A 20,668-nucleotide genomic window follows, 5' to 3' on the forward strand; every position below is an offset into this window, starting at 1 on the left:
TCGTTTGCACTGTGGCATTACTGCCACTGGTGATCGGTGGAGGATCGCGAGAAACTTGAACCAGAATCAATCCAGTGTTGTCGAAAGGGACTGAACTCCATGACTGGACGTATTGCGATCAACGGCTTCGGGCGCATCGGCCGCGGCGTGCTCCGCGCCATCCTCGCGCAGGATGCCGACATCGAGGTCGTAGCGATCAACGACCTCACCGACGGTGCGACCCTCGCTCACCTGCTCGAGTGGGACAGCGTGTACGGCCGCCTCGGCACCGAGGTCTCGTACGCCGACGGTGAGCTGCACGTCGGCGATCGCAGCATCAAGGTCTACGCCTCGGCCAACCCGGCCGAGCTGCCCTGGGGCCAGCTCGGCGTCGACGCCGTGCTCGAGTCGACGGGCCGCTTCACCAAGGCCGCCGATGCGAACAAGCACATCGAGGCGGGCGCTCGCCGCGTACTCATCAGCGCCCCCGCGACCGGTGCCGACCTCACCGTCGTCGTCGGTGTGAACGACCACCTGTACGACCCCGAGAAGCACACGATCGTCTCGAACGCATCGTGCACCACGAACGCCTTCGCGCCGCTCGCCGACGTGCTCGACAAGCTCGCGGGCATCGACCACGGCTTCATGACCACCGTGCACGCCTACACGCAGGATCAGAACCTCATCGACGGGCCGCACAGCGACCCCCGTCGTGCGCGCGCTGCGGCGCTCAACATCGTGCCGACGACGACCGGCGCCGCGAAGGCCATCGGCCTCGTGCTGCCCCAGCTCGACGGCAAGCTCGAGGGCACTTCGATCCGCGTTCCCGTTCCCGTCGGCTCGATCGTCGAGCTCAACGCGACCGTGTCTCGCGACGTGACCCTCGAAGAGGTGCTCGCGGCATACCGCCAGGCCGCCGACCACGGGCCGCTCAAGGGCATCATGCAGTACTCGGAAGACCCGCTGGTCTCCTCCGATATCGTCGGAAACCCCTACTCGTCGATCTTCGACTCCGACCTCACGCAGGCCGGCGGCCGCTACGTGAAGGTCGTCGCCTGGTACGACAACGAGTGGGGCTTCTCGAACCGAGCAGCCCACATGCTCGAAAGGCTCTCGGCCTAAGCGTTTAGTCCGAGAACACGAAACCCCCGAGGGCAGTCGGGGGTTTCGTCATTTTCGGGGCCCGTTCCGGAGCTCGGGCGCTGAGCGCCCCGCGTGCTACTCCGCGCGGCGGCCGCGCAGTCGCAGTGCGAGCAGCGCGATGGCGCGCCATCCGATGAACAGCACTCCGATCGCTCCGGTGGCGACGAGTACGAAGGGGAGCGCGGTGCCGGCCCCCGATACGAGGCGCAGCAGCATGCCGATGAGCACGGTGCCGAGCCAGAGCGGGATGCCGATGCGCACGATGCTCAGCGGGCGTCGCCAGGCGAGCAGCACGAGCCACATGAGGCCGAGGCCTGCCAGAAACGGCCAGGCGGTCTGCAGCAGGCCGACGAGTGTCGCGTCGCGCGCATGGCTGCGGCGTCCGGACGCGGCGAAGACCAGCACGAGCGCCGCATCGCACAGCAGTGCGAGGAGTGCTGTGCGGGCCGTGGGCACGGCGCGGCCGGCGTTCGCAGTGCTCATCGCGCGCCCTCGGCCCGGGCTCGCGCGATGGTCGTGATCACCGCGTCGTGCAGTGCACCGTTCGTGGCGAGCGAGCTGCCGTTCCAGGCGCTCTCGGCGCCCGTGACGTCGGTGAAGCGGCCGCCGGCCTCGCGCACGATCGGGATGTGGGCGGCGAGATCGTAGGCCTTCACATCGAACTCGGCGACGATATCGAGGAGGCCCTCGGCGAGCAGCATGTACGACCAGGCGTCGCCGTAGGCGCGGTCGCGCCACACCCGCTCTTCGAGGGCGAGCAGCGACGGCAGGTGGCCTGCGAGGCGCCATTGCTCGATCGACTGGAAGCTGAGCGAGGCGTGCTCCAGGTCGGCGATGCCGCTGACGCCGATGCGCCGGGGTGCGGTGGCGGCTCCCGTGGCGCGGTGATCCTGCCGCCACGCGCCGCCGCCGGTCTCCGCGAACCAGCGCGATCCCATGGCGGGCATGCTCACGACGCCCGTCTCGACGACGCCGTCGACTTCGAGGGCGATGAGGGTCGCCCAGTTGGGCACGCCGCGCAGATAGTTGGAGGTGCCGTCGATGGGGTCGAGGATCCACCGGCGCGCGCCCTTCTCGGTGCGGCCCGACTCCTCGCCGAAGAAGCTGTCGTCGGAGCGGTGGTGTTCGATGCGCTCGCGCAGTGCGTCTTCGACCGCCTTGTCGGCGTCGGTGACGAAGGTGCGGTCGGGCTTCGTCTCGATGGTCAGGTCTGCCGCGCGGAATCGCGGCAGCGAGATGGAATCGGCGAGATCGGCGAGTTCCAGGGCGAACGCGAGATCTGCGGAGGGGAGTGGGGGAGCGACTGCCATCATGACCTTCCCGCAAGGACCCGGACGTGCTCCGGATACAAGAAAAGCCCCACTGGTCAGTGGGGCTTTTCTCTTGCTGTGCGCCCTCACGGGCTCGAACCGTGGACCCGCTGATTATGGGTCGATAAGAGAAAAGCTTGATTTCAGCATACCGGACTACATCCCGGCATGGATGGTGGAGGAGGTCGGAGCATGACACTCGATGAACAGCGCGAGGAGCGCCTCGCCGTGCTCGAGAAGCGGTGCCGCGCACGCATAGGTCGGGCCGAGGGTGCCGAGCAGATGCGCCTAGGTCAGCGGTGGACGCGAGTGTTCTCGGCGCTCGTGGACCTCGCTATCGCGAACGACGAGGCTCGACGGCCCCGGCGGTGAGAGCCGATGATTCGGGTATGCATCCGACACTCATAGCGCCGCCACCGTGGGCTGCGCTCATCGTAATCTGGCTCGACTATCTGCGCTCGTGCGACGCTTCGGCGGCGACCGTGAAGCTACGTGGTTATCAATTGCGGCGGCTCGCCGTCGCGCTGCCCGAGGTCGACCCGCTCGAGGTCGGCCTCGATGCGCTTGCGTCATGGCTTGGCGGTAACGACTGGTCGCCTCAGACGCGCCGGTCGGCACGGTCGGCGCTGCGCGCGTTCTTCGGGTGGATGCAGATGACCGGCCGACGGCCCGACAATCCCGCGCTTGCGCTGCGCGGTCGCCCCGTGCAACCGGGCACGCATCGCCCCGCCGACGAGATGAGCGTGCGCCGCATCCAGGGATCGAGCGACCGCCGCCTCGCGCTTATGGGTAAGCTCGCCTCTATCGAGGGCTTGCGGGCGGTCGAGATCTCGCGGGTGCACACTGACGACGTGCTCGAGGATCTCCTCGGGCATTCGCTCATCGTGCATGGCAAGGGCGGTAAGACACGTACGATCCCGCTCGACGAGGCGCTCGCCCGCGAACTCCTCGACAGGCCCCGCGGGTGGATCTTCCCTGGCCGGATCGATGGACACCTCTCGGCACCCTACGTGTCGAAGCTTCTCAGCCGTGCGCTACCGCCCGGCGTCACCGGGCACATGCTGCGGCACCGTGCGGCCGGGCACTACTACCGCGGCACCGACTGGGATCTGCGCGCGACTCAGAAACTCCTCGGGCACGCGAGCGTCGCGACGACTCAGGTCTATACGCCCGCCCGCGACGACCAGATGCGACGAGGCATCGCGGCCGCCGCGAGCGCGTAGATCACTCGGGCGTCGGGTTTGCGAGGGCCGTGCCGGTCGTGCCGAGCACGGCGGCCGCGAGTGCCAGTAGCGGCACGGTCTGGTCGCCCGACACGAGGCCGTAGGACACTGCCACGGGAACGGCGGCCGCGGCGAGGCCGTACAGGTAGCGGCGGCGGCGGAGCGTCCACCAGGTGCCGCGTGCGCCGCGGTCTCGGCGGCGTCGGGGGGTCGGTGTAGTCATGAGGTCACGTCCTTTGCGGTCGGAGGGGGTGGGAGGTCGGGGGCGTCGGCGCGGCGGTGCCGGTAGTAGAGATCCGCGATCGCGCGCGCCCACCACCACACGGCGCGGCCGTCGGCCTCGAGGTGGGTGATGCGCCGCCACATGAGGCCGAGGATCACGCCGACGGCGGTGATCGCGGCCGCGCCGAGCACGCCGAGGAGCGCGAGCACGGCCGCGAGGGTCTCGTTCACCGCTTGCCCTTGGGGCCGTGCACGAGGATCTCGACCTCGTTGCCGGTGAGATCCGCGACCGGGATCGGCCGGTCGATCGCGGCATATGCGCCCTCTATTGCCTTCTTCTCGGACATGGTGAGGCGTCGGGCGGTGCCGGTCGACGTGTCGACGGCCCACAGGTCGGAGTAGAGCGTGCCGTCGTAGCGGCGATCGTTACCGGCCCAGATACGGGCGGGCTTGCCGTCGGGGAGCGGCGACGAGTTGCCGGTCGCGCGTACATAGATGGTGGTCACGGGGTCCTCCTCGGGGATCACGGGTAAGGGGTCGGGGGTGGTGTAGGGGCGGAGCACGCCGAGGAGACCGTCGAGGGTGAGATCTTCCATGCGGGATGCGCCGGGGTTCTGTGTCATGCAGAGCACCGTGCCGCCGTTCGCGGGGGCGAGCGCGACCGCGATATGCGAGGCGGGATACGCTCGCGATCGCGCCCAGATGAGCACGTCGCCCGCTTGGATCGTCGCGTACCGGTCGAGGCGCTCGAAGTAGTCGACGATGCCGGGGTGCACGGGCCAGTAGAGCCACATCGACGAGACGAGGGTGTGGTCGGGGCTGTCCTCGTCGTAGAGCGTCCAGAAATAGGCGAGCGGGCACCCGACGACCCTCTCGGCATAGTCGGCGGCGAGATCCCAGCATTGCGCCCCGTAGGCGCGATCGCGGTCGATAAGGCGATAGTTCACCTGTGCGGCCCATGTGGTGAGGGCGACGAGGAGTGCGGCCGCGGTCACGAGTTACTCACATAGATGAAGTTGCCGTAGAGCACGGTCGCGCCCGCGATGGGGACCGTCACGTCGGTTTGTAGCTGCCCGCTCGAGGCTAGGATGATATGCCCGACCTGACCGGACCCGAACCACGACGCGAGGGGGCGCTGCTGTTTCCCGCCGTAGGGCTGCGGAAGCCATGCGAGGCCCGACGACGCGACGAATGCGCCGGTGGTGCGGGTGAGGTGGAGTTGCACGTGCACGAGTCGGCCGAGCTTGGTCACGAGCATGTTCGATCCGATCGCGCTACCGGCCGCCGCCGTCGGCGTGTAGTCGGTCGGGGTGCTGAGGTCGCGGAGATTCTGGATTTCGTTGCGCACAAGCCCGAGCTGCGCGCTGATCGACGCCCCGGGGAGGTTGAACAGGTCGGAGGCGAGGGGGCGTTCGTCGGCCTCGCCGAGCATGTAGACGCCTTGCGCGTCGGTGAAACCGGGTCCGGTTGCCATGGGGTTATGCCTCTCGTGTTTCGACGGTGATCTCGGCCGCGGGGAGCGCGATCGTGACTGCGGTGATGGTTGCGGAGCGGGGGCCGCCGCTGCCGGTGATGGTGAGGGTGTCGAGGGGGCGCACGTCGAGATCGAGCGGCGCGACGTAGCGGTGCTGTTCGCCCTTGCGCCGGTAGCGGGCGAGTATCTCGTTGGCGTATCCCGCACCCTTGGGCTGCCCGTTCACGTCGACGTTGAGCACCTTGGTCCATGAGGTCGACCACGTCGACGGCTCGCGAAATAGCTTCTTGACCGGCTCGCCCGTCACGGGGTCCGGTTCTTCCCAGTGCCACCACACCTCTACGGCGTCATACCAATCGGAGCGGCTGAGATCTCGGCCGAGTTCCTTGAGGCCCGCGAGGGTGACGGGCGGGCGGGCGCGGGTGGTCGATCGGTTCACGATGCGCCATAGGCCCCGCTCATCCCAGATGAGGCGGTGGTCGATCTCGTCGAGCCACTTGTGCAGCGTGTCCCAGGCGGTTTCGCGCTCCTCCCATTGGGGCGGGTTGTAGATCGTGAGGCCCTCGCCCGCGCCGAGGGTGCCGAGGCCGACGGCGACGAGGGCCTCGTTCACGGCGTCGCGGAGGCGCGGCCCGAGGAGGTAGGCCGACTTCGGGGCGGTGTATTCCTGTAGGCGTAGCTCAGCGCCGCCGATCGTAAGCTCGAGGATGCCCGCCCCGTCGTCGGTGTGGAGTTCGTCGACGGTGAGGGCGAGGCGCATCGACTGACCGGATACGGGCGCGCCGTTGTAATGGGTTGCGTGCGCGGTTCCCCACGACATTTTGCGTGCGCCGAGCGTCGTGAACTCACTGACCTTGGCGGTCGGTGCGAGCGCGCGGGCGGTCCATCGGGCGAGCGTGTTGTCGGCGCTGCCGAAGCTGCGCACGATCTCGACATCGACGCGGGGCGGGATCGCGGCGCGCGGGTCGAGCGCTTGCACGACCGATTCGGCCGGGAGCTTGCACGTGAGCGATCCGCGCACGTAGGGTGCCCACGTGTCGGACAGCGTGACGGTCAGCGCCTCGACCTCGAGCGGGGTGCCGTCGGCGAGTGTCGCGCGGATCTCGAACCGGTCGATCATGCCGCCACCTCTTGCACGGGCACGGATAGGAGCACGACGCCAGTGTCGGTGTCGGTGTGCTGCGAGATCTCGCCCGCGACGATGAAGCGCATGTTGAGATCGGGGCGGGCCGTGTCGGCGAGGGTGATCGGGCGGGCGGCCGCGAACAGGGCGAGACCGGTCGCCGCCTCGGCGGGCGTCTTGCAGACGATGCCGAGGTCGCCCGCGCGCACGAGCGTCGGGAGGAACGTTACGGCGGGGGCTGCGGCGCCGAGTAGCTCGTGCACGATCGCGCGGGCGCGGCGGCCGAGCTTGTCGTCGGTGACGAGCGTTGGGGTCCATGCGGGCATACCGGCCGCGGTGAACGTGGTGGTGGTCATTACGGTACTTCCTGCCCTCGTTGGTCGACGACCCGCGCACGGATCGTGATGCTACGGTCGCGGTTCATGAAGTTTGCGAGCGCGAGATCTGCGCCCGACGTGTTCGCGTAGGTGTTGATCGTCGCGGTGCGGGATCGGGTCGCGGTCGCGTCGAGCGCGGCGTCGGCGGCTTTCGTGTCGGCTTTCGCGTCGATCGTCGCGGTGCGCTTCTTCGCGGCGACAGCATCGAGAGCGCTCGAGGCGGTCGCGGTTTCGGGCTTCGCGGCGACGGTGCTCGTTCGGTCGGTTGCGGCGGCGTCGATCGCGGCCGATGCGGCGTCGGTCTGCGCCTCGACCGGGATCGTCGTGCTCGTGCCGTCAATGATGCTTTGCCCGCCGTCGAGCATTGACCGCACTTGCGTCGCATATTGTTCGCCCATACCGGCGTTCATGATCGACTGCAGCATCGGCGCAAAGTCGACGCCCTGGTCGAGGATCGATTGCACCTCGTCGGCGGTGAGGCCGAACTGTTGCGCTAGGGTTTGCACGTTGCTGTTGAAATTGGCGGTGGCATCCATGCGGGCTTGCATGTTCGCGAGGTATGCGGCCGGGTCGGTCGCGCCGGTCTCGGCGTCCTGATAGTCGGACCACGACCCCATCGCGTCGTCGAGTTCGCCCTGTAGGGTGTCCATCTGTTCGGCGCGGGCCTCCATCGCGGCACCGCCCGACTCGATCCACAGTCGCTCAATCTCGGCGGCCTCGGCCTGTTGCTTCTTGAGCTTCTCGACAGAGTCGATTACTGCGGTGTAGTCCTTGATTTTGTCCTTGGTGGCGGAGGATGCGCGACCGTAGGAGTCGGTCATAGCGTCCTGTGCGCGCGCGACCTGTCGCTCAGCCTCGGCGGTCTCGATGGCTTTCGTACCGTACTCGTCGAGCGCGTCGGCCGAACCGGCGTAGGCGGCCGCGAGGCCCTCGACCTCGACCCCGACCGCTTTGGCTTCACGTGCAACGTCGGTGAGCTTCTTTTTCCCGTCGTCGGTCTCGAGGGCGAGGCCCTTGATTCCGTCGGCGATGCGGCGCACGCCCTCGGCACCCTCGCCGCCGCCGTCGATGAGCGCCTCGGCGAGTTCGGCGACCGACTCGCGAAACTCCTCCTCGGCCTTCTGCGCCTTCTCGTATGCGCCCATGATGAGACCGATGCCGATAGCACCGGCCGCGCCCGCGGCCATGCCGATAGGGCCGAGGTTTGAGATCACGCCACCGAACGTGTCTTGCACGATGCCGACGAGATCCTCGGCGTCACCGCGGAAGCTCGAGAACGTCTCCGCCACGTTCTGTTTCGCCTCGTCGCCCCACTCGCGCACCGCGTCGCTCGCGCCGGTGGTGCCCTCGCGGACCCCGGCGTCGAAGTCTTTGCCCTTGCGCCCGGCCGCGACGATCTCGTCGCCGAGCTTCTCGACATCGACGCGGGTGCGGTCGCTTTCGCGCTGCGCTTCACGCATCGCCCGCTCGAGTTGCTCGCCGGACTTCTTGCCCGCTTTGCCGACATCCTCGAGGCCGTCGCCGGTATCCTCGCCCGACTCGCCGAGCTTCTTGAGTTCCTTCTGCGCGTCCTCGAGGGGCGGGATCACATCGGACTCGATGCCCTGACGGAATGCCCGACCCTCGGACGCGAGGCCGATCTCAATAGGCGGTTTCGCCATTAGTTCACCTTCTCGAGTGATTCATGTACGGTGCGCACCGCGGTCTGTACCCACAGTGCGGCGACGCGGGGGATCGCCTCGGATGAGGCCGGGTAGGCGACGTATCCGCGGGATCGGGGGAGCCGGAAACCGCCGCCCATGCGGCGCGTGTACGGGGTGCCCTTGCGCGATCGGGTCGCGACTTTCGTGTCGGGGTGTGCACCGAACTCGATCGCGAGGGCGAGCCTCGAGAGCGGTGTCGCCCCGATCTTGCCGGTGCCGCCCGCGCGGAAGAACACGTTGCGTGTCGTGACGCCCGCGCGGGCGGATGCGGCGAGTCGGGTCTGTAGCCTCGTGGTGACTTGCGCGCGCGTAACCTCAGACCATATGGGCTGTGCGGCGGCTTTGGTGTGCCGCCCGATCTGCGTGCGCACGTCCTTGTCGAGGCCGCTCATCGCTTGCATGAGCGTCGAGAGCGGCGACTCGACAAGGAGGCTAATCGACCCGGCCACTTAGGGCACGATCGGCTCAAGGACGGGCTTACCGACGACGCCGAGCGCGACGGTCGAGGTCGCGATCGCGTCGACATCGCCGCCGATCGATCCGGGCTGAGCGACGATGGTCGCGGTGATCGCGGGGCCGCCCTTCTTCGGCTCGAACGTCACATCAACCTCCTCGCCGGTGTGCTCGAACAGGTAGCGCGATAGCGACGCGGGCGTGTTCCAGTCCTGCGCGAACGTGAGGTTACAGACCCACGTCGGCGCGCCGGTGAACGTGAACGAAGCATTCGGGGTGAGGCCCTTGAACGTCGACGAGGCCGAGGTCGGCGCGAACTCGACTTTCGACACGTGCGCCTCATAGTTATCGGCCTCGACCGTGAACAGGCAGTCGGTGAGCTGGAACGGGGAAACGGCGATTGCGGGCATTATGCCTCCTGGGGGATCTCGGCCGCGGGTGCGGCCGTCGGGTCGGGGGTGGTGGCGGTGATGACGGTGAGCGTCATTTCCCAGCCGGGATACTGCTCGTTCGGGTGCACGACCTTCTGAGCTTCGGTCCAACTGATATGCGGGTGCGCGTCGACCGCGGCGAGCACCTCGGCGACAGCCTCGTCGAGGCGGGCCTCGGCCTTCGCGAGATCCTTGTTTGGGATGAACACGCCGAGGATGATCTCGTGCTGCTGGTTCCCGCGAGGGGCCGCCGCGAGGCGCTCCACCCGGTTGTGCTTCACGACGAGAGTCTCGCGGTCGATCACGTCGGGCAACCGCTGTTCGGGCACGACCTTCCACGTACCGGGCACCTGGATCTCGGCGAGCACGTAGGCGCGGGCGCTAGCGAACACGGGGCCGCCCTCCTCTCGGTCGAATGATCTGCTTGACGTGCCAGTCGAGCGGGTGCGGGGTGAGCGTGAACGACTCGCCGTCGCCGAGGCCGCCGTCGGGCGATACGCTGCCCGCGGCCCACAGGTTTTGTGCCTGTCGGAGCTGCGCGAGCCGGTACGCGACCGGCACCTCGGTCGAGTCGGCCGCGACGGCCGGGTCGGCCTTCTTGTGGGGCGAGTAGGCGACGACCTGACCGCGAGCGACCTCGAGGAGTTCCCCGAGGCGCTCGTCGTCGTCGGGTGCGTCGTCCCACGCGTGCGCGGCCGACTCGACGTCATGCCATACGGTCATGGCTTAACCTGCTGCCGGGGGAGTGACGAGCGCGAGGGCCTTGGCGTTGTGCGTCACATCGCCGATGTAGCCATACAGGGCGGGTTCGATCTGCCCGTTTGCGGGCACGAGGCCCTCGACGCGGATCGGCGAGCCGGGAAGCTCGTACATCGTGCGGGCCTCGCGTGCACCGACGAGCACCTTGCCGGTGCCGACGGGGCCGGGGAGGATGCGGAAACCGCCCGCGCTGCCCTCCTCGAGGCCGAAGGATGCCGACAGGTAGCCGAGTACCTCGTCGCGGCCGGTGAGTACGATGTCGCGCCACAGTTCGGGCGACACGACTGCGAATGCGGGCGAGTTCTCGGTCGCGATGATCGCGAGCGCGCCGTCGACGACCGCGGCGAGGGCCGGGGCGACATTGGCCGGCACCGCGGCCGCCGTCACTGCGGTCGCGGCGGTCACCATCGTCGACAGGGCGTCGAGGTCGGAGACACGTGCATACGATTCGACCATCGAGTCGAAGTACGCTTGCCAGAAACCCTGATCGGGGAAGTCGGTGAAGCGGCGGTCGATGCGGTGCCCGCCCGCGATGCGGCGCGCGGTCGCCTTGACCGGCTCAGTGTCGACGGCGTTGGAAGGGATCTCGGCACCGTTGCCCGCGTAGGCGGCGACAACCGGCTCCTTGCCCTCGGCGAACTTCCACCCGTTGATCTCGAAGCTCGTGAGGGTCTCGGTGCCACACAGCGGGAAGAACCGGCGCTCGTACTTCTTGCGGTTCCACAGCTGCCCGATGTAGGCGGGCTGCGCGATGTCGTCGGAGATCGTCGCACCCGACGGCCCGGCATGGTTGATATTCGCGATCGCGAACGCGGCTTCGCCCGCGAGGTAGTCCTCGAGGCCGGACCGGTCGCCGGTGCGGCGCGCGGTCGTGAGCGCGGCGAACAGGCCGACCGCGGTCGTCGAGTCGGCGGGGGCCTTGCCGGGAGTGCGGAGGGTGGAGGGTACGGATGCGGTCATGGTTTCCTCTTTCGGGGCGGGATCGGTGGGGGTGTCGGTGTCGGTGTCGGTGCCTTCGGTCTCGAGGGCCTTGAGCACGGCGGCGGTCACGTCGGCGACGAGGGTGTCTTTCGCGTCGTCGTCGAGATCCTCGGCGGGGGCCTCGTCCTCGAGCACCTCGACGGCGGCGTCGACGGCGGAGAACATCGCGGCCGACGCGAATGCGCCCTGCGAGCACGCGGCCGCGCCGGTGAGGCGTGCTTTCACGGCCTGAGCACCGCGACGCACGAGACCGGCGATTTCGGCCGACAGGCGGGGCCGGGCGGTGAGGTCGGCGCTCGTCGCGCGGGCGAGGAGCTTGTCGCCCTCGGCGGTGCGGGCGATCGCGAACTCGGCGACGATGCCCTCGGCGGTCTCGACGATCTCGGTCGCGCGGCCGACGTTCGCGAACTGCGAGTGATCTTTGAGGCCGTAGTCGCTGCCCGAGTTGATCGACACGATCGACGGGTCGGCGGGGAGTTCGACGGTGCCCGCCGAGAACATGATCGGGTCGGTGCCGTCGACCGACGGGGCCGAGAGTTCACCGAACGGGAGGAGGAGGCCGCGAACGGTGCGCGCCTCAGCGTCTGCGAACAGGGCGGTAGACGCCGAGAACATGGCGGTGATGGTCGGGGTGGTCATGGGGTTAGTCCTCTACAGGGTCGGAGATAGCGGGGGTTTCGGTGGCGGTGAGGCTCGTGAGGTCGAAGCGGATGCGGCGGCCCGGCTCGCACACGTCGTCCATCGACAGGCGCGCCTCGATCGGGCGGAGCCATGTCGGGAGCGTGTAGTCGATGAACTCGTTGCGCTTGCCCTCCTGCGTCGAGTAGGTGAGGGTCGCCGACGACATCGACCCATCGAGGAGCGCGGCCGGGAGCGCGGTGATGCGGGCGATGTCGAGCACGATCGCGTTGCGGCCCTCCTCGAACAGGTCGGTAGACACGGCACCGTGCACGCGGAGTTCGACGCGGTGGTCGGTGAAGCCGACGGCACCGGTCGGCGAGGTGCGGGCGGCCGACCAGTCGGCGAGCATCTGGTCGATTTCGTCGTCCTCGAGTTCGTCGTCGCCGAGTTCATGCAACTCGACGAGGGGGATCGGGTTTTGCGCCCGGCCAATCCATGCCTGTTGCAGGGCGTGCGCGCCGCGGATCGTGTCGGCCCCGGCCTCGAGGATGCCCTCGAAGCTGCCCGGGATGAGGATGACCTCGGACGCGCGAGCGGGCTTACCGTTCACGGTGATCTCGCCGGTCGTCGAGTTCACGGACCACACCTCGAACGGCACCCGGGCGGCGTCGACGATCTGCCCGGCCGCGTCGCGCTCGACGGCCCACAAGCTCCACCCGTGGAAGAACAGGTCGTCGAGGGTCCATGCGAGGCGGTGCCAGGGCGACACGTCGCCGCTCGAGCGGTAGAGCCACGGCTGATCGACGGGGGCCTCGCCCTCGAGTTCGACGAGGGGGAGCGATGCGATGATTCCGGCGAGCACGTTACGCGCCTTCGCGAGTGCCGGTATCCGCATCGCGCCGTTGCGGTTCACGACGCCGGTCGCGCCTTGGAAGTGCTCAGACCATGCGATGCGGCTCAGCGCGGCCGACTCGTGCGGCGACACGAGGCCGACCGCGGCCGGTGTCGCGTAGCTCGTCACGGCTTGTGTACGTCGGAAGATGTCGAAGATGCCCACGCCTCTACCCTGCGGAGGGGGGTGGGACATTCTGTGAACCGGTCGGCTCGAGCACCGCCCGCATTGTAGATACCCTCAGAGCCGGCGGCGGGCCGGCTACAGGGGTTCCTACAATGCGGCGCGGTGGCGCTGCCGGTACTTCCGGGCGGCGTCGCGGGCTTGCCGCGATTCGGGGTGGTACACCTTCTCGTGGTTCACGGCGCACTCGTGCGCCTCGTCGCGGTCGAGGCGGATCGCCGACCAGAACGGGCACTCAGTGCAGGTGATGACGACCGATGAGCGGCGGCCGTTGCTGTCGAAGTCGATCATGTCGTTACACGTCCTCGGTGGGTCTTGGTGCGGGGTTTCGATTCGTCGAACGCGAGGAGGGCGAGCGCGCCCGCCTCGATCGCGGTGATGTCGTGTTCTGGGTGCTTCGGGTCGCGGCCGAGTGCCCACGCACTCGGACCCGCTTTGCGCTTCACGACCTTCTTGGCGGCGTCGTCGAGTTCGGGCTGCCGGTAGTGGATCACGCGGCCTTCGTCGACCTCATCGACGATGAGCGTCGCGGCCTTCTTCACGTCCATGAAACCGCGGCCGTCGATCTTCGGGCGGGGGCGGAGGCGCTGCCAGCCGGGAAGGAAGCGGGCGATGACGGGCGACGCCGTGTCGAACGTGAGCGCTCGAGTGTATTTGCGGGCGTAGTAGGGGCCGGACTTCTTGAGCCACTCGACGCCGCGCTTGTGGTCGAGGAGGAGGAGGACGGCGCGGCCCTCGTCGTCGCGCCATGCGGCGACGATCGCGGCGCACGTCTGATCGGGGTGCACGGCGATCGCGATCGCGAACTCTTCGGGCGGCGTCGGGAGATCCGCGCCGGTGCCCGCCTCGGCCCACTTGATCGGGTCGAGGAGGCCGGTCGCTTCACCGATCGTGCCGAATATGTTGCCGTACTCGCGGGTGAACTTCTCGCGGCTGAACTCGTCGAAGTTCTCTTTGATCGACTCGAGCGTCGTGAGGGTGCCGACGCCGGGATGATGTAGCTCGATGAGTTCCCGCGCGCGCCCGGCCGGGTTCTCCTCGGTCGGTTCCCAGTCGGAGACCTCCTCTTCGGTGATGTCCTCGGGGAAGTGCCAGAGCGCGCCGCCGCCCTGTCCGGCGCGGAGCGTCGAGATCGCATCCCATAGCATGTTCCCGGACCGGAAGCGGCCCGCGGTGCCGATCGACACGACTTGTGCGCCGGGCCGGGTGTCGAGCGTCGGGAGCACCGCGGCGCGCACCTCGGCGATGTACTCGGGATCGTTCGGCTCGCCGGACTCGTCGAGGATGAACAGGTCGAAGGCTTCGCCGCGCACGTCGTCGAGGGTCGACAGCCAATCGACGGTGCCGCCGCCCGCGACGGTGAAGTCGAGGCCCTCCATGCCCGCGATGCGCGACACCTTGAACGGGCGCGTGCGCTTGTCACGGTAGAGCGCCTCGACCGGCGCGGCCACGTCTTTAAGGAACCGCTTGCGCCCGGCTTTGCCCGAGGTGAGGGTGAGGATGCCGACACGGTAGTCCTCGCGGTGCGCGGCACGGCCGACCGCGATCGCGTTGAACGTCGTTGACTTTGACGAGCGGCGAGGCACGAGGAACGCGTTACGTTGGTGTCCGGCGTTGAGGATGTCGGCGAGGAATAGCTGCTGAGGTTGCGGGGTGCGGGCGGCGATTGCCCGCTCGCCGTCGAAGCGGAGGAGGCGGGCACCCTCGAGGAACTCGCGGCGCGACGCCTCGGTCGTCTTGAGATCCGAGTGAGTCGTCGGGAGGAGCACCCGGTCTCGGTGCTCGATCCATGCGGCTTCGCCCGTCAGAAATTCCCCGGCGTGATCGGGGGGAAACGCGCCTTGGTGAGCCTTAGCGGGGGAGGCACCGGCACGACTCAAAGCAACTTTTTCGACGCGCTCGACCTCGACGAGGGGCGGGGTGTAGGTCGGCGCGACGAGCGACACGAGGCGCTCGAGCTTGGCGAGGTCGACGCCGGACTCGAGGAGGCGGGCGAGGGTCTCGGCCGTGGTGTCGTTCACCATCGCGGCAGTCTCCTCGCCCGCCGTGATGCGGCGTTCGTCTTGGCTGCGCCCGCGCGGCCGCCGTCGCTGCGGTTGCACGAGCGGTGCGCGCCGCCGAGGTTGGATAGGTCGACGGTGCCGCCCTTGTCGGCGTCGACGATATGCCCGACATCGAACCGCTGCCCGGACACGATCGGCCGACCACAGTTCACGCACGGCACGAATTCGCCGCGGGCGAGCCGGGCGTTAATGACCGTGCGCACGACGCGGCGGGCGCGGTGCCATTCGGGGGTGCGGTGGTGGTGGCTCATCGGCTGCGGCCGCTCCAGATGATGCGGATGATGACGCCGACCCCTGCGGCGAGCATGAGGCTCGAGCCGAGGCCGGTCGAGGTGAGGAGGTCGATCATTGGGTGTTCCTGTTCGCGCGGAGGCGGCGGGCGCGGCGCTGCGCGCGGGTGCCGCGTCGGATGACTGCGAGCATGTCGCCCGAGATCGGGTACTCGTTGAGGTGCGGGAAGATCTCGTGCATGTCGACGAGCATCGCGAGATCCTCGCGGGCGTAGACGGCCGCGCACCGTTCGGCCTTCACGTCGGAGGCGCTCATCGTCGGGCCTCGCGTCGGGTCGCCCGCGATGCGTGCACGTCGTCCATGAGTTCCGCGTCGAGGTTGTGCAGTAGGCGGTAGGCGTCGAGCATCGCCTCGGGCCACGAGTGATGCGCCGTCATGAGGGCCTCGTCGATCCCACCGCTAGGCATGTTGTCCTCGCCGACGGGGCGAGCGACTGCGGCCCACGGCCGGGGGAGGGTGGGATCGAGGAGGCGGAACACGCGGGCGCGGATCTTGGTACTCATCGGAAGCTCGCAAGGAGGGCGGCCGACGTGATGAGCGCGGCGGCGGTGAGACTGAGGATCACGAGGAACTGCCCGGGCTTAATCGGAGTCATGCGCTCATTACCTTGAGTGCGAGCCGGGCGGATGCGAGCGCGCCGTCGGCGTCGGCGATCATGCGGGCGACAGGCATCGGTGCGGTTTCGGGGTGGCGTGCCGTGCGGTAGATCATGCCCGTGAGCGCGAAACCGGCCGCGAGGATGTTCTCGGGCGCGCCGTGCTCGCCCATCCTGTCGAGCGCGTCGCCGAGGTCGTCGGCGAGCTTGTTGAGGGTGTCGGCGGTCGGGGTGGTGGTCATGAGTTGTTGTCCTGTCGGTTGAGGGCGTCGGTGCCGCATCGGAGACACACGGTCGCGGTTGCTGGGATGAGGTGGAGGCCGCCCGACTTCGGGCATTGGGTCTTGTCGAGGTCGGCGACTGCGAGATCTTCGACGAGGGTGCGGGGCCGGGGTCGGGGCGGGTTGTAGTAGCTGCGGGTGCGGGCGGCTCGAGCGGCGTCGGCGGCGGTGCTCATCGTCGGGTGCTCCTGTTCTCGTTGCTTCGATGGTGGGAGGGGTTGAGGTCGTCACGCCCTGATACGCACCCCGTGAGGGGCGCAATATCAAGGGCGTACGCTTCGACGGAGCCGGGGGCTTCGGACTTGCACGCTCGAGCGGGTGAGGCTCGAAACGACCGGGATACTCGCGGCGTCGGTTGGGTGGTGGGGGTGCGCGCCCGGGTGTTCCTTGACCGCGCCCGACGCCGTGATCGGGGTGGCGACTTGTTCCGCGGTAGCCTCCCGCGTATCCCCGATGGGTTGCCTCGGTAGCGTCGTCTGTTCAGTTGTTCCCGGCCGGGCATGGTGGTGAGCGTGGATTAGTTAACTTATGCGAGTTCATAAGTTAAATAATCCCCACGGCTCATAAGGTTTCTAATATTGAATGCGGCGTGTCGAAGAAAACTTATATTTCGGGTTATGCTTGAGCCATGACTCCACCACTCGCGACAGATGTTCTGTCATTCGCAGACCTGATCAAGACGGTTCGCGCCGAGCGCGACCTAACACAGACCGATGTTGCGCGGCTTCTGGGTGTGACACAGGCGACCGTGGCGAATTGGGAGTCTGGCAAGCACGATATGAAGCTGCCGCAAGCGGTCGAGTTCGCCGAGCAATTGAGCGTGCCGGTCGAGTGGCTTATCGAGGCCGTAAAACGCGAAAAGGCCTCCACCCCGAAGGGTGGAGGCCAATCGTGCGCCCTCACGGGCTCGAACCGTGGACCCGCTGATTAAGAGTCAGCTGCTCTACCAACTGAGCTAAAGGCGCCTGCTGCTCCCTGAGCAACAGAACTAAGTTAGCACAGCTTTTCGGGAGGGCTCAAATCGTGGCCGGATGCGCGGTTCGCCGGGTGTGTCGGTGCACCCGCCCGGTCGCGGATCGCTACTTCTGCTTGCGCTTCGGACGCACGAGGAGCGTCGCGGCGACGACGATGGAGAGGAGCGAGCCGACCATGACCGCGAGCGCACCGGTGTCGGCGTGGGTCTCGTCGGTGAAGCTCAGGTCGGCGACGAGCAGTGCGACGGTGAAGCCGACACCCGCGAGCGCCGCGACGCCGATGAGCTGGCTCCACTTCACCGAATCGTCGAGGCGCGCCCGCGTGAACTGGGTCACGAGCCAGGTCGTGAGCGTGATGCCGATCGGCTTGCCGAGCACGAGGCCCGCCATGATGCCGAGGGCGATCGGGCTGAACGGGAACTCGGAGTTGCCGCTGATGGCCACGCCGGCGGCGAAGAACGCGAACACCGGCACCGCGATGCCGGTCGACAGCGGGCGGAAGCGGTGCTCGAGCGTCTCGGCGAGTGCGACGCCCTTGCCGCGCACGGGTACGAGGAAGGCGAGGATGACGCCGGCGATGGTCGCGTGGATGCCCGAGGCGTGGAAGAGGCCCCAGGCGACGATGCCGATCGGCAGCAGCACGAGCCACGGCCCCCACATCGAGCCCGCGAGCTGCTGCGGCAAGCGGCGGGCGACGAAGGCGTAGAGGGCCATCGGGATGAGCGAGAGCAGCAGGGGGACGAAGTTCACACCGCCGGTGTAGAAGATCGCGATGATGGCGATCGCGATGAGGTCGTCGACGACGGCGAGGGTGAGCAGGAACATGCGCAGGGCCGCCGGCACGCCGGGGGCGATGAGGCCGAGCACGGTGACGGCGAAGGCGATATCGGTGGCGGTCGGGATCGCCCAGCCGTGGGCCCCCGGGCCGCCCGCGTTGAACGCGACGTAGATGAGCGCCGGCACTGCGACACCGCCGAACGCCGCGGCGACCGGCACGATCGCGGTCGAGAACCGGCTCAGCGCGCCCTCGACGAACTCGCGTTTGAGTTCGAGGCCCGTCATGAAGAAGAAGATCGCGAGCAGGCCGTCGGAGGCCCAGGTGCCGACGGTGAGGTCGAGGCCGAGCGACTCGGGCCCGATGCGGAAGTCGCGCAGCGCGAAGAACCACTCCGCGAGCGGGGAGTTCGCGGCGAGGAAGCCGAGCAGCGCCGCGCCCATGATGATGACGCCGCCGATGAGCTCGGCGCGCAGCAGACGCGCGACGCGGTTGGCCTCGCGCCGGTTCACCAGGGTGAAGATGCGGATCGTCCGTGTACGGGTGCTGGGCGCACCGGGCAGATGGATCGGTGAAGTTTCATTACGGTTCATTAATCTTGTCCTCTTCGACGGGGCTCTGAAACGCTCGTCGACCAGACTTCCCGACACACCGTGTTCACATAGTACGGCATCGACGGCGCCCGAGAACCATCGACAGGGATCGGCGGTCGCAGCGACGCGCGATCCCTGGAGGCCCGGCGCCGAGGCGACGCCCGGAGCGTGCTGCAGCGCTAGCGGCCAGAGCCCTCCGCGGCGTACTCCTCGTCCTGCTCCTGCATGGCGACGCTCGCGACGGCGAGTGCGAGGCCGGCGAGCCAGACGCCCCAGACGAGGAAGCGGCGCCAGTCGTTGCGCATCGACTTCGTGCGGCGCGCGGTCGTCATCGCGCCGAAGGCCGCGCCGATGACTCCGGGGTTGGTGACGTACTTGCCGATCTGCACGACGTGTCCCTCATTCCTATTCGCTGGTGCTCGCGTCTTCGGGCTTCCCACCACACTACCCGTGGCCGGTGCATCGTCGTGGGGCATCGGGAGAGGGATAGACTGGACGACATGGCAGAAATCGATATCAAGCCGCGAAGTCGCGACGTCACCGATGGCATCGAGAAGGCCGCAGCGAGGGGCATGCTCCGCGCGGTCGGCATGGGAGACGAGGACTGGGATAAACCCCAGATCGGTATCGCGAGCTCGTGGAACGAGATCACGCCGTGCAACCTCAGTCTCGACCGTCTCGCCCAGGGCGCCAAGATGGGCGTCCATGCGGGCGGCGGCTACCCGATGGAGTTCGGCACCATCTCGGTCTCGGACGGCATCTCGATGGGGCACGAGGGCATGCACTTCTCGCTCGTGTCGCGCGAGGTCATCACCGACTCCGTCGAGACCGTCGTCATGGCGGAGCGTCTCGACGGCACCGTGCTGCTCGCGGGCTGCGACAAGTCGCTGCCGGGAATGCTCATGGCGGCCGCGCGCCTCGATCTGTCCTCGGTCTTCCTGTACGCCGGTTCGATCGCGCCCGGCTGGGTGAAGCTCTCGGACGGCACCGAGAAGCAGGTCACGATCATCGACGCGTTCGAGGCCGTCGGCGCCTGCGTCGCGGGTACCCTCAGCGAAGAAGACCTGAAGCGCGTCGAATGCGCGATCGCGCCGGGCGAGGGCGCCTGCGGCGGCATGTACACCGCGAACACGATGGCGTGCGTCGCCGAGGCGCTCGGCATGAGCCTGCCGGGTTCGGCCGCGCCCCCGAGCGCGGACCGCCGCCGCGACTACTTCGCCCACCGCTCGGGCGAGGCCGTCGTCGAGCTGCTGCGCCGCGGCATCACCGCGCGCGACATCCTCACGAAGGAAGCCTTCGAGAACGCGATCACCGTGGCGATGGTGCTGGGCGGTTCGACGAACGCCGTGCTACACCTGCTCGCCATCGCGCGGGAAGCCGAGGTCGAGCTCACGCTCGAGGACTTCACCCGCATCGGCGCGACGACGCCGCACCTCGCCGACATGAAGCCGTTCGGCCAGTACGTCGCCGAGGACTTCGACCGCGTCGGCGGCATGCCGGTCATCATGAAGGCCCTGCTCGATGCCGGCCTGCTGCACGGCGATGCGCTCACCGTCACGGGCAAGACCGTCGCCGAGAACCTCGCCGACGTCGACACCGCGATCGACGGCAAGGTGATCCGCCGACTCGACGACCCGCTGCACGCCAACGGCGGGCTCACGATCCTCTCGGGCTCGCTCGCGCCCGAGGGCGCCGTCGTGAAGACCGCGGGCTTCGACGCCGAGCACTTCGAGGGCCCCGCACGCGTCTTCGAGCGCGAACGCGCCGCGATGGACGCCCTCGAGAACGGGAGCATCCAGAAGGGCGACATCGTCGTCATCCGCTACGAGGGGCCGAAGGGCGGCCCGGGCATGCGCGAGATGCTCGCGATCACCGCGGCCATCAAGGGCGCGGGCCTCGGAAAAGATGTACTACTATTGACGGACGGACGATTCTCAGGCGGCACAACCGGCCTGTGCATCGGCCATATCGCACCGGAAGCGACGGACGGTGGTCCGATCGCCCTGGTCCGCGACGGCGACCTGATTCGGGTCGACATCGTCGCACAGACGCTCGACCTGCTGGTAGAACCCGCTGAGCTCGAGGCCCGCAGAGACACCTGGGCCCCGCTACCCCCGCGGTACACACGTGGCGTTCTCGCGAAGTACGCGAAGCTCGTCCGGTCCGCCTCCGAGGGTGCCGTCACCGGCTGATCCTCGCCCGACCGACGAGCGGTTCTCCCG

At 68.2% G+C, this 20,668-nt stretch carries 29 protein-coding genes and 1 tRNA gene; 5 read left to right on the forward strand and 25 right to left on the reverse strand.

Annotated features, from left to right (window positions below; genetic code table 11):
* Positions 1 to 99 precede the first annotated feature (99 nt).
* Entirely contained in the window at positions 100 to 1,101 is a 1,002-nt protein-coding gene (gap, locus tag ACUYTF_RS08835) for a type I glyceraldehyde-3-phosphate dehydrogenase (RefSeq protein ID WP_434142450.1), read from the forward strand.
* 96 nt (positions 1,102 to 1,197) lie between these two features.
* Here the strand turns inward: gap and ACUYTF_RS08840 are convergent, their stop codons facing one another.
* Positions 1,198 to 1,605, reverse strand: a complete 408-nt coding sequence (locus tag ACUYTF_RS08840; RefSeq protein ID WP_434142452.1) for a DUF3054 domain-containing protein — start codon at positions 1,603 to 1,605, stop codon at positions 1,198 to 1,200.
* Positions 1,602 to 2,432 carry an inositol monophosphatase family protein gene (locus ACUYTF_RS08845; RefSeq protein ID WP_434142454.1) on the reverse strand — a complete coding sequence of 277 codons (831 nt, stop codon included), beginning with the start codon at positions 2,430 to 2,432 and terminating at the stop codon, positions 1,602 to 1,604. The genes ACUYTF_RS08840 and ACUYTF_RS08845 overlap by 4 nt, the downstream gene beginning before the upstream one ends.
* Before the next feature lie 192 nt (positions 2,433 to 2,624).
* Here ACUYTF_RS08845 and ACUYTF_RS08850 point away from each other — a divergent pair, with 192 nt between their 5' ends.
* The gene (locus tag ACUYTF_RS08850; RefSeq protein WP_449279616.1) at positions 2,625 to 2,804 is read left to right on the forward strand and encodes a hypothetical protein; all 180 of its coding nucleotides are present in this window, start codon (positions 2,625 to 2,627) and stop codon (positions 2,802 to 2,804) included.
* Between the two features lie 17 nt (positions 2,805 to 2,821).
* The gene (locus tag ACUYTF_RS08855; protein ID WP_449279617.1) at positions 2,822 to 3,655 is read left to right on the forward strand and encodes a tyrosine-type recombinase/integrase; all 834 of its coding nucleotides are present in this window, start codon (positions 2,822 to 2,824) and stop codon (positions 3,653 to 3,655) included.
* A 1-nt stretch (position 3,656) separates the two neighbouring features.
* Here ACUYTF_RS08855 and ACUYTF_RS08860 read toward each other — a convergent pair whose 3' ends face one another.
* The 20 genes from ACUYTF_RS08860 to ACUYTF_RS08955 form a co-directional block, all read right to left on the reverse strand.
* Entirely contained in the window at positions 3,657 to 3,878 is a 222-nt protein-coding gene (locus tag ACUYTF_RS08860; protein ID WP_449279618.1) for a hypothetical protein, read from the reverse strand.
* Positions 3,875 to 4,108 carry a hypothetical protein gene (locus ACUYTF_RS08865; RefSeq protein ID WP_449279619.1) on the reverse strand — a complete coding sequence of 78 codons (234 nt, stop codon included), beginning with the start codon at positions 4,106 to 4,108 and terminating at the stop codon, positions 3,875 to 3,877. Before ACUYTF_RS08865 ends, ACUYTF_RS08860 begins: the two co-directional genes overlap by 4 nt.
* Positions 4,105 to 4,872 carry a hypothetical protein gene (locus tag ACUYTF_RS08870; protein ID WP_449279620.1) on the reverse strand — a complete coding sequence of 256 codons (768 nt, stop codon included), beginning with the start codon at positions 4,870 to 4,872 and terminating at the stop codon, positions 4,105 to 4,107. Before ACUYTF_RS08870 ends, ACUYTF_RS08865 begins: the two co-directional genes overlap by 4 nt.
* Positions 4,869 to 5,351: a hypothetical protein gene (locus ACUYTF_RS08875; RefSeq protein ID WP_449279621.1), complete on the reverse strand. Its 483-nt coding sequence runs from the start codon at positions 5,349 to 5,351 to the stop codon at positions 4,869 to 4,871. The genes ACUYTF_RS08870 and ACUYTF_RS08875 overlap by 4 nt, the downstream gene beginning before the upstream one ends.
* A 4-nt stretch (positions 5,352 to 5,355) precedes the next feature.
* On the reverse strand, positions 5,356 to 6,471 hold the full coding sequence (locus tag ACUYTF_RS08880; RefSeq protein WP_449279622.1) for a hypothetical protein: 1,116 nt from the start codon (positions 6,469 to 6,471) through the stop codon (positions 5,356 to 5,358).
* Positions 6,468 to 6,830, reverse strand: a complete 363-nt coding sequence (locus ACUYTF_RS08885) for a hypothetical protein (protein ID WP_449279623.1) — start codon at positions 6,828 to 6,830, stop codon at positions 6,468 to 6,470. Before ACUYTF_RS08885 ends, ACUYTF_RS08880 begins: the two co-directional genes overlap by 4 nt.
* Entirely contained in the window at positions 6,830 to 8,512 is a 1,683-nt protein-coding gene (locus tag ACUYTF_RS08890) for a hypothetical protein (RefSeq protein ID WP_449279624.1), read from the reverse strand. Before ACUYTF_RS08890 ends, ACUYTF_RS08885 begins: the two co-directional genes overlap by 1 nt.
* Positions 8,512 to 9,003, reverse strand: coding sequence for a hypothetical protein (locus ACUYTF_RS08895; RefSeq protein WP_449279625.1), 492 nt, complete (start codon positions 9,001 to 9,003; stop codon positions 8,512 to 8,514). Before ACUYTF_RS08895 ends, ACUYTF_RS08890 begins: the two co-directional genes overlap by 1 nt.
* Complete coding sequence (locus tag ACUYTF_RS08900) at positions 9,004 to 9,417, reverse strand: hypothetical protein (protein WP_449279626.1); 414 nt, start codon at positions 9,415 to 9,417, stop codon at positions 9,004 to 9,006.
* Positions 9,417 to 9,830, reverse strand: a complete 414-nt coding sequence (locus ACUYTF_RS08905; RefSeq protein ID WP_449279627.1) for a hypothetical protein — start codon at positions 9,828 to 9,830, stop codon at positions 9,417 to 9,419. The genes ACUYTF_RS08900 and ACUYTF_RS08905 overlap by 1 nt, the downstream gene beginning before the upstream one ends.
* Positions 9,820 to 10,161 carry a hypothetical protein gene (locus tag ACUYTF_RS08910; RefSeq protein WP_449279628.1) on the reverse strand — a complete coding sequence of 114 codons (342 nt, stop codon included), beginning with the start codon at positions 10,159 to 10,161 and terminating at the stop codon, positions 9,820 to 9,822. Before ACUYTF_RS08910 ends, ACUYTF_RS08905 begins: the two co-directional genes overlap by 11 nt.
* A 3-nt stretch (positions 10,162 to 10,164) precedes the next feature.
* Positions 10,165 to 11,817 carry a phage major capsid protein gene (locus ACUYTF_RS08915; RefSeq protein WP_449279629.1) on the reverse strand — a complete coding sequence of 551 codons (1,653 nt, stop codon included), beginning with the start codon at positions 11,815 to 11,817 and terminating at the stop codon, positions 10,165 to 10,167.
* A 4-nt stretch (positions 11,818 to 11,821) separates the two neighbouring features.
* On the reverse strand, positions 11,822 to 12,856 hold the full coding sequence (locus ACUYTF_RS08920) for a phage portal protein (protein WP_449279630.1): 1,035 nt from the start codon (positions 12,854 to 12,856) through the stop codon (positions 11,822 to 11,824).
* A 108-nt stretch (positions 12,857 to 12,964) separates the two neighbouring features.
* On the reverse strand, positions 12,965 to 13,165 hold the full coding sequence (locus tag ACUYTF_RS08925; protein WP_449279631.1) for a hypothetical protein: 201 nt from the start codon (positions 13,163 to 13,165) through the stop codon (positions 12,965 to 12,967).
* Entirely contained in the window at positions 13,162 to 14,898 is a 1,737-nt protein-coding gene (locus ACUYTF_RS08930; RefSeq protein ID WP_449279632.1) for a hypothetical protein, read from the reverse strand. Before ACUYTF_RS08930 ends, ACUYTF_RS08925 begins: the two co-directional genes overlap by 4 nt.
* Entirely contained in the window at positions 14,892 to 15,188 is a 297-nt protein-coding gene (locus ACUYTF_RS08935) for an HNH endonuclease (protein WP_449279633.1), read from the reverse strand. The genes ACUYTF_RS08930 and ACUYTF_RS08935 overlap by 7 nt, the downstream gene beginning before the upstream one ends.
* Before the next feature lie 94 nt (positions 15,189 to 15,282).
* Positions 15,283 to 15,483, reverse strand: coding sequence for a hypothetical protein (locus tag ACUYTF_RS08940; RefSeq protein WP_449279634.1), 201 nt, complete (start codon positions 15,481 to 15,483; stop codon positions 15,283 to 15,285).
* The gene (locus ACUYTF_RS08945; protein ID WP_449279635.1) at positions 15,480 to 15,731 is read right to left on the reverse strand and encodes a hypothetical protein; all 252 of its coding nucleotides are present in this window, start codon (positions 15,729 to 15,731) and stop codon (positions 15,480 to 15,482) included. Before ACUYTF_RS08945 ends, ACUYTF_RS08940 begins: the two co-directional genes overlap by 4 nt.
* A gap of 88 nt (positions 15,732 to 15,819) precedes the next feature.
* On the reverse strand, positions 15,820 to 16,065 hold the full coding sequence (locus tag ACUYTF_RS08950) for a hypothetical protein (RefSeq protein WP_449279636.1): 246 nt from the start codon (positions 16,063 to 16,065) through the stop codon (positions 15,820 to 15,822).
* Positions 16,062 to 16,280, reverse strand: coding sequence for a hypothetical protein (locus tag ACUYTF_RS08955; RefSeq protein WP_449279637.1), 219 nt, complete (start codon positions 16,278 to 16,280; stop codon positions 16,062 to 16,064). The genes ACUYTF_RS08950 and ACUYTF_RS08955 overlap by 4 nt, the downstream gene beginning before the upstream one ends.
* 452 nt (positions 16,281 to 16,732) lie before the next feature.
* On the opposite strand from ACUYTF_RS08955, the gene ACUYTF_RS08960 reads away from it, so the two are divergent.
* Positions 16,733 to 17,035 carry a helix-turn-helix transcriptional regulator gene (locus ACUYTF_RS08960; protein ID WP_449279837.1) on the forward strand — a complete coding sequence of 101 codons (303 nt, stop codon included), beginning with the start codon at positions 16,733 to 16,735 and terminating at the stop codon, positions 17,033 to 17,035.
* Here ACUYTF_RS08960 and ACUYTF_RS08965 read toward each other — a convergent pair.
* The 3 genes from ACUYTF_RS08965 to ACUYTF_RS08975 form a co-directional block, all read right to left on the reverse strand.
* Positions 16,997 to 17,069: transfer RNA gene (locus ACUYTF_RS08965), tRNA-Lys, on the reverse strand. The genes ACUYTF_RS08960 and ACUYTF_RS08965 overlap by 39 nt on opposite strands.
* A gap of 114 nt (positions 17,070 to 17,183) precedes the next feature.
* The gene (gene nhaA / locus ACUYTF_RS08970; protein WP_434142455.1) at positions 17,184 to 18,446 is read right to left on the reverse strand and encodes a Na+/H+ antiporter NhaA; all 1,263 of its coding nucleotides are present in this window, start codon (positions 18,444 to 18,446) and stop codon (positions 17,184 to 17,186) included.
* Between the two features lie 179 nt (positions 18,447 to 18,625).
* Entirely contained in the window at positions 18,626 to 18,835 is a 210-nt protein-coding gene (locus ACUYTF_RS08975) for a hypothetical protein (protein ID WP_434142456.1), read from the reverse strand.
* Positions 18,836 to 18,946: 111 nt separating this feature from the next.
* Here ACUYTF_RS08975 and ilvD point away from each other — a divergent pair, with 111 nt between their 5' ends.
* The gene (gene ilvD / locus ACUYTF_RS08980) at positions 18,947 to 20,638 is read left to right on the forward strand and encodes a dihydroxy-acid dehydratase (RefSeq protein ID WP_434142458.1); all 1,692 of its coding nucleotides are present in this window, start codon (positions 18,947 to 18,949) and stop codon (positions 20,636 to 20,638) included.
* Positions 20,639 to 20,668 lie beyond the last annotated feature (30 nt).

This window comes from Leucobacter sp. GX0328, assembly GCF_053567315.1.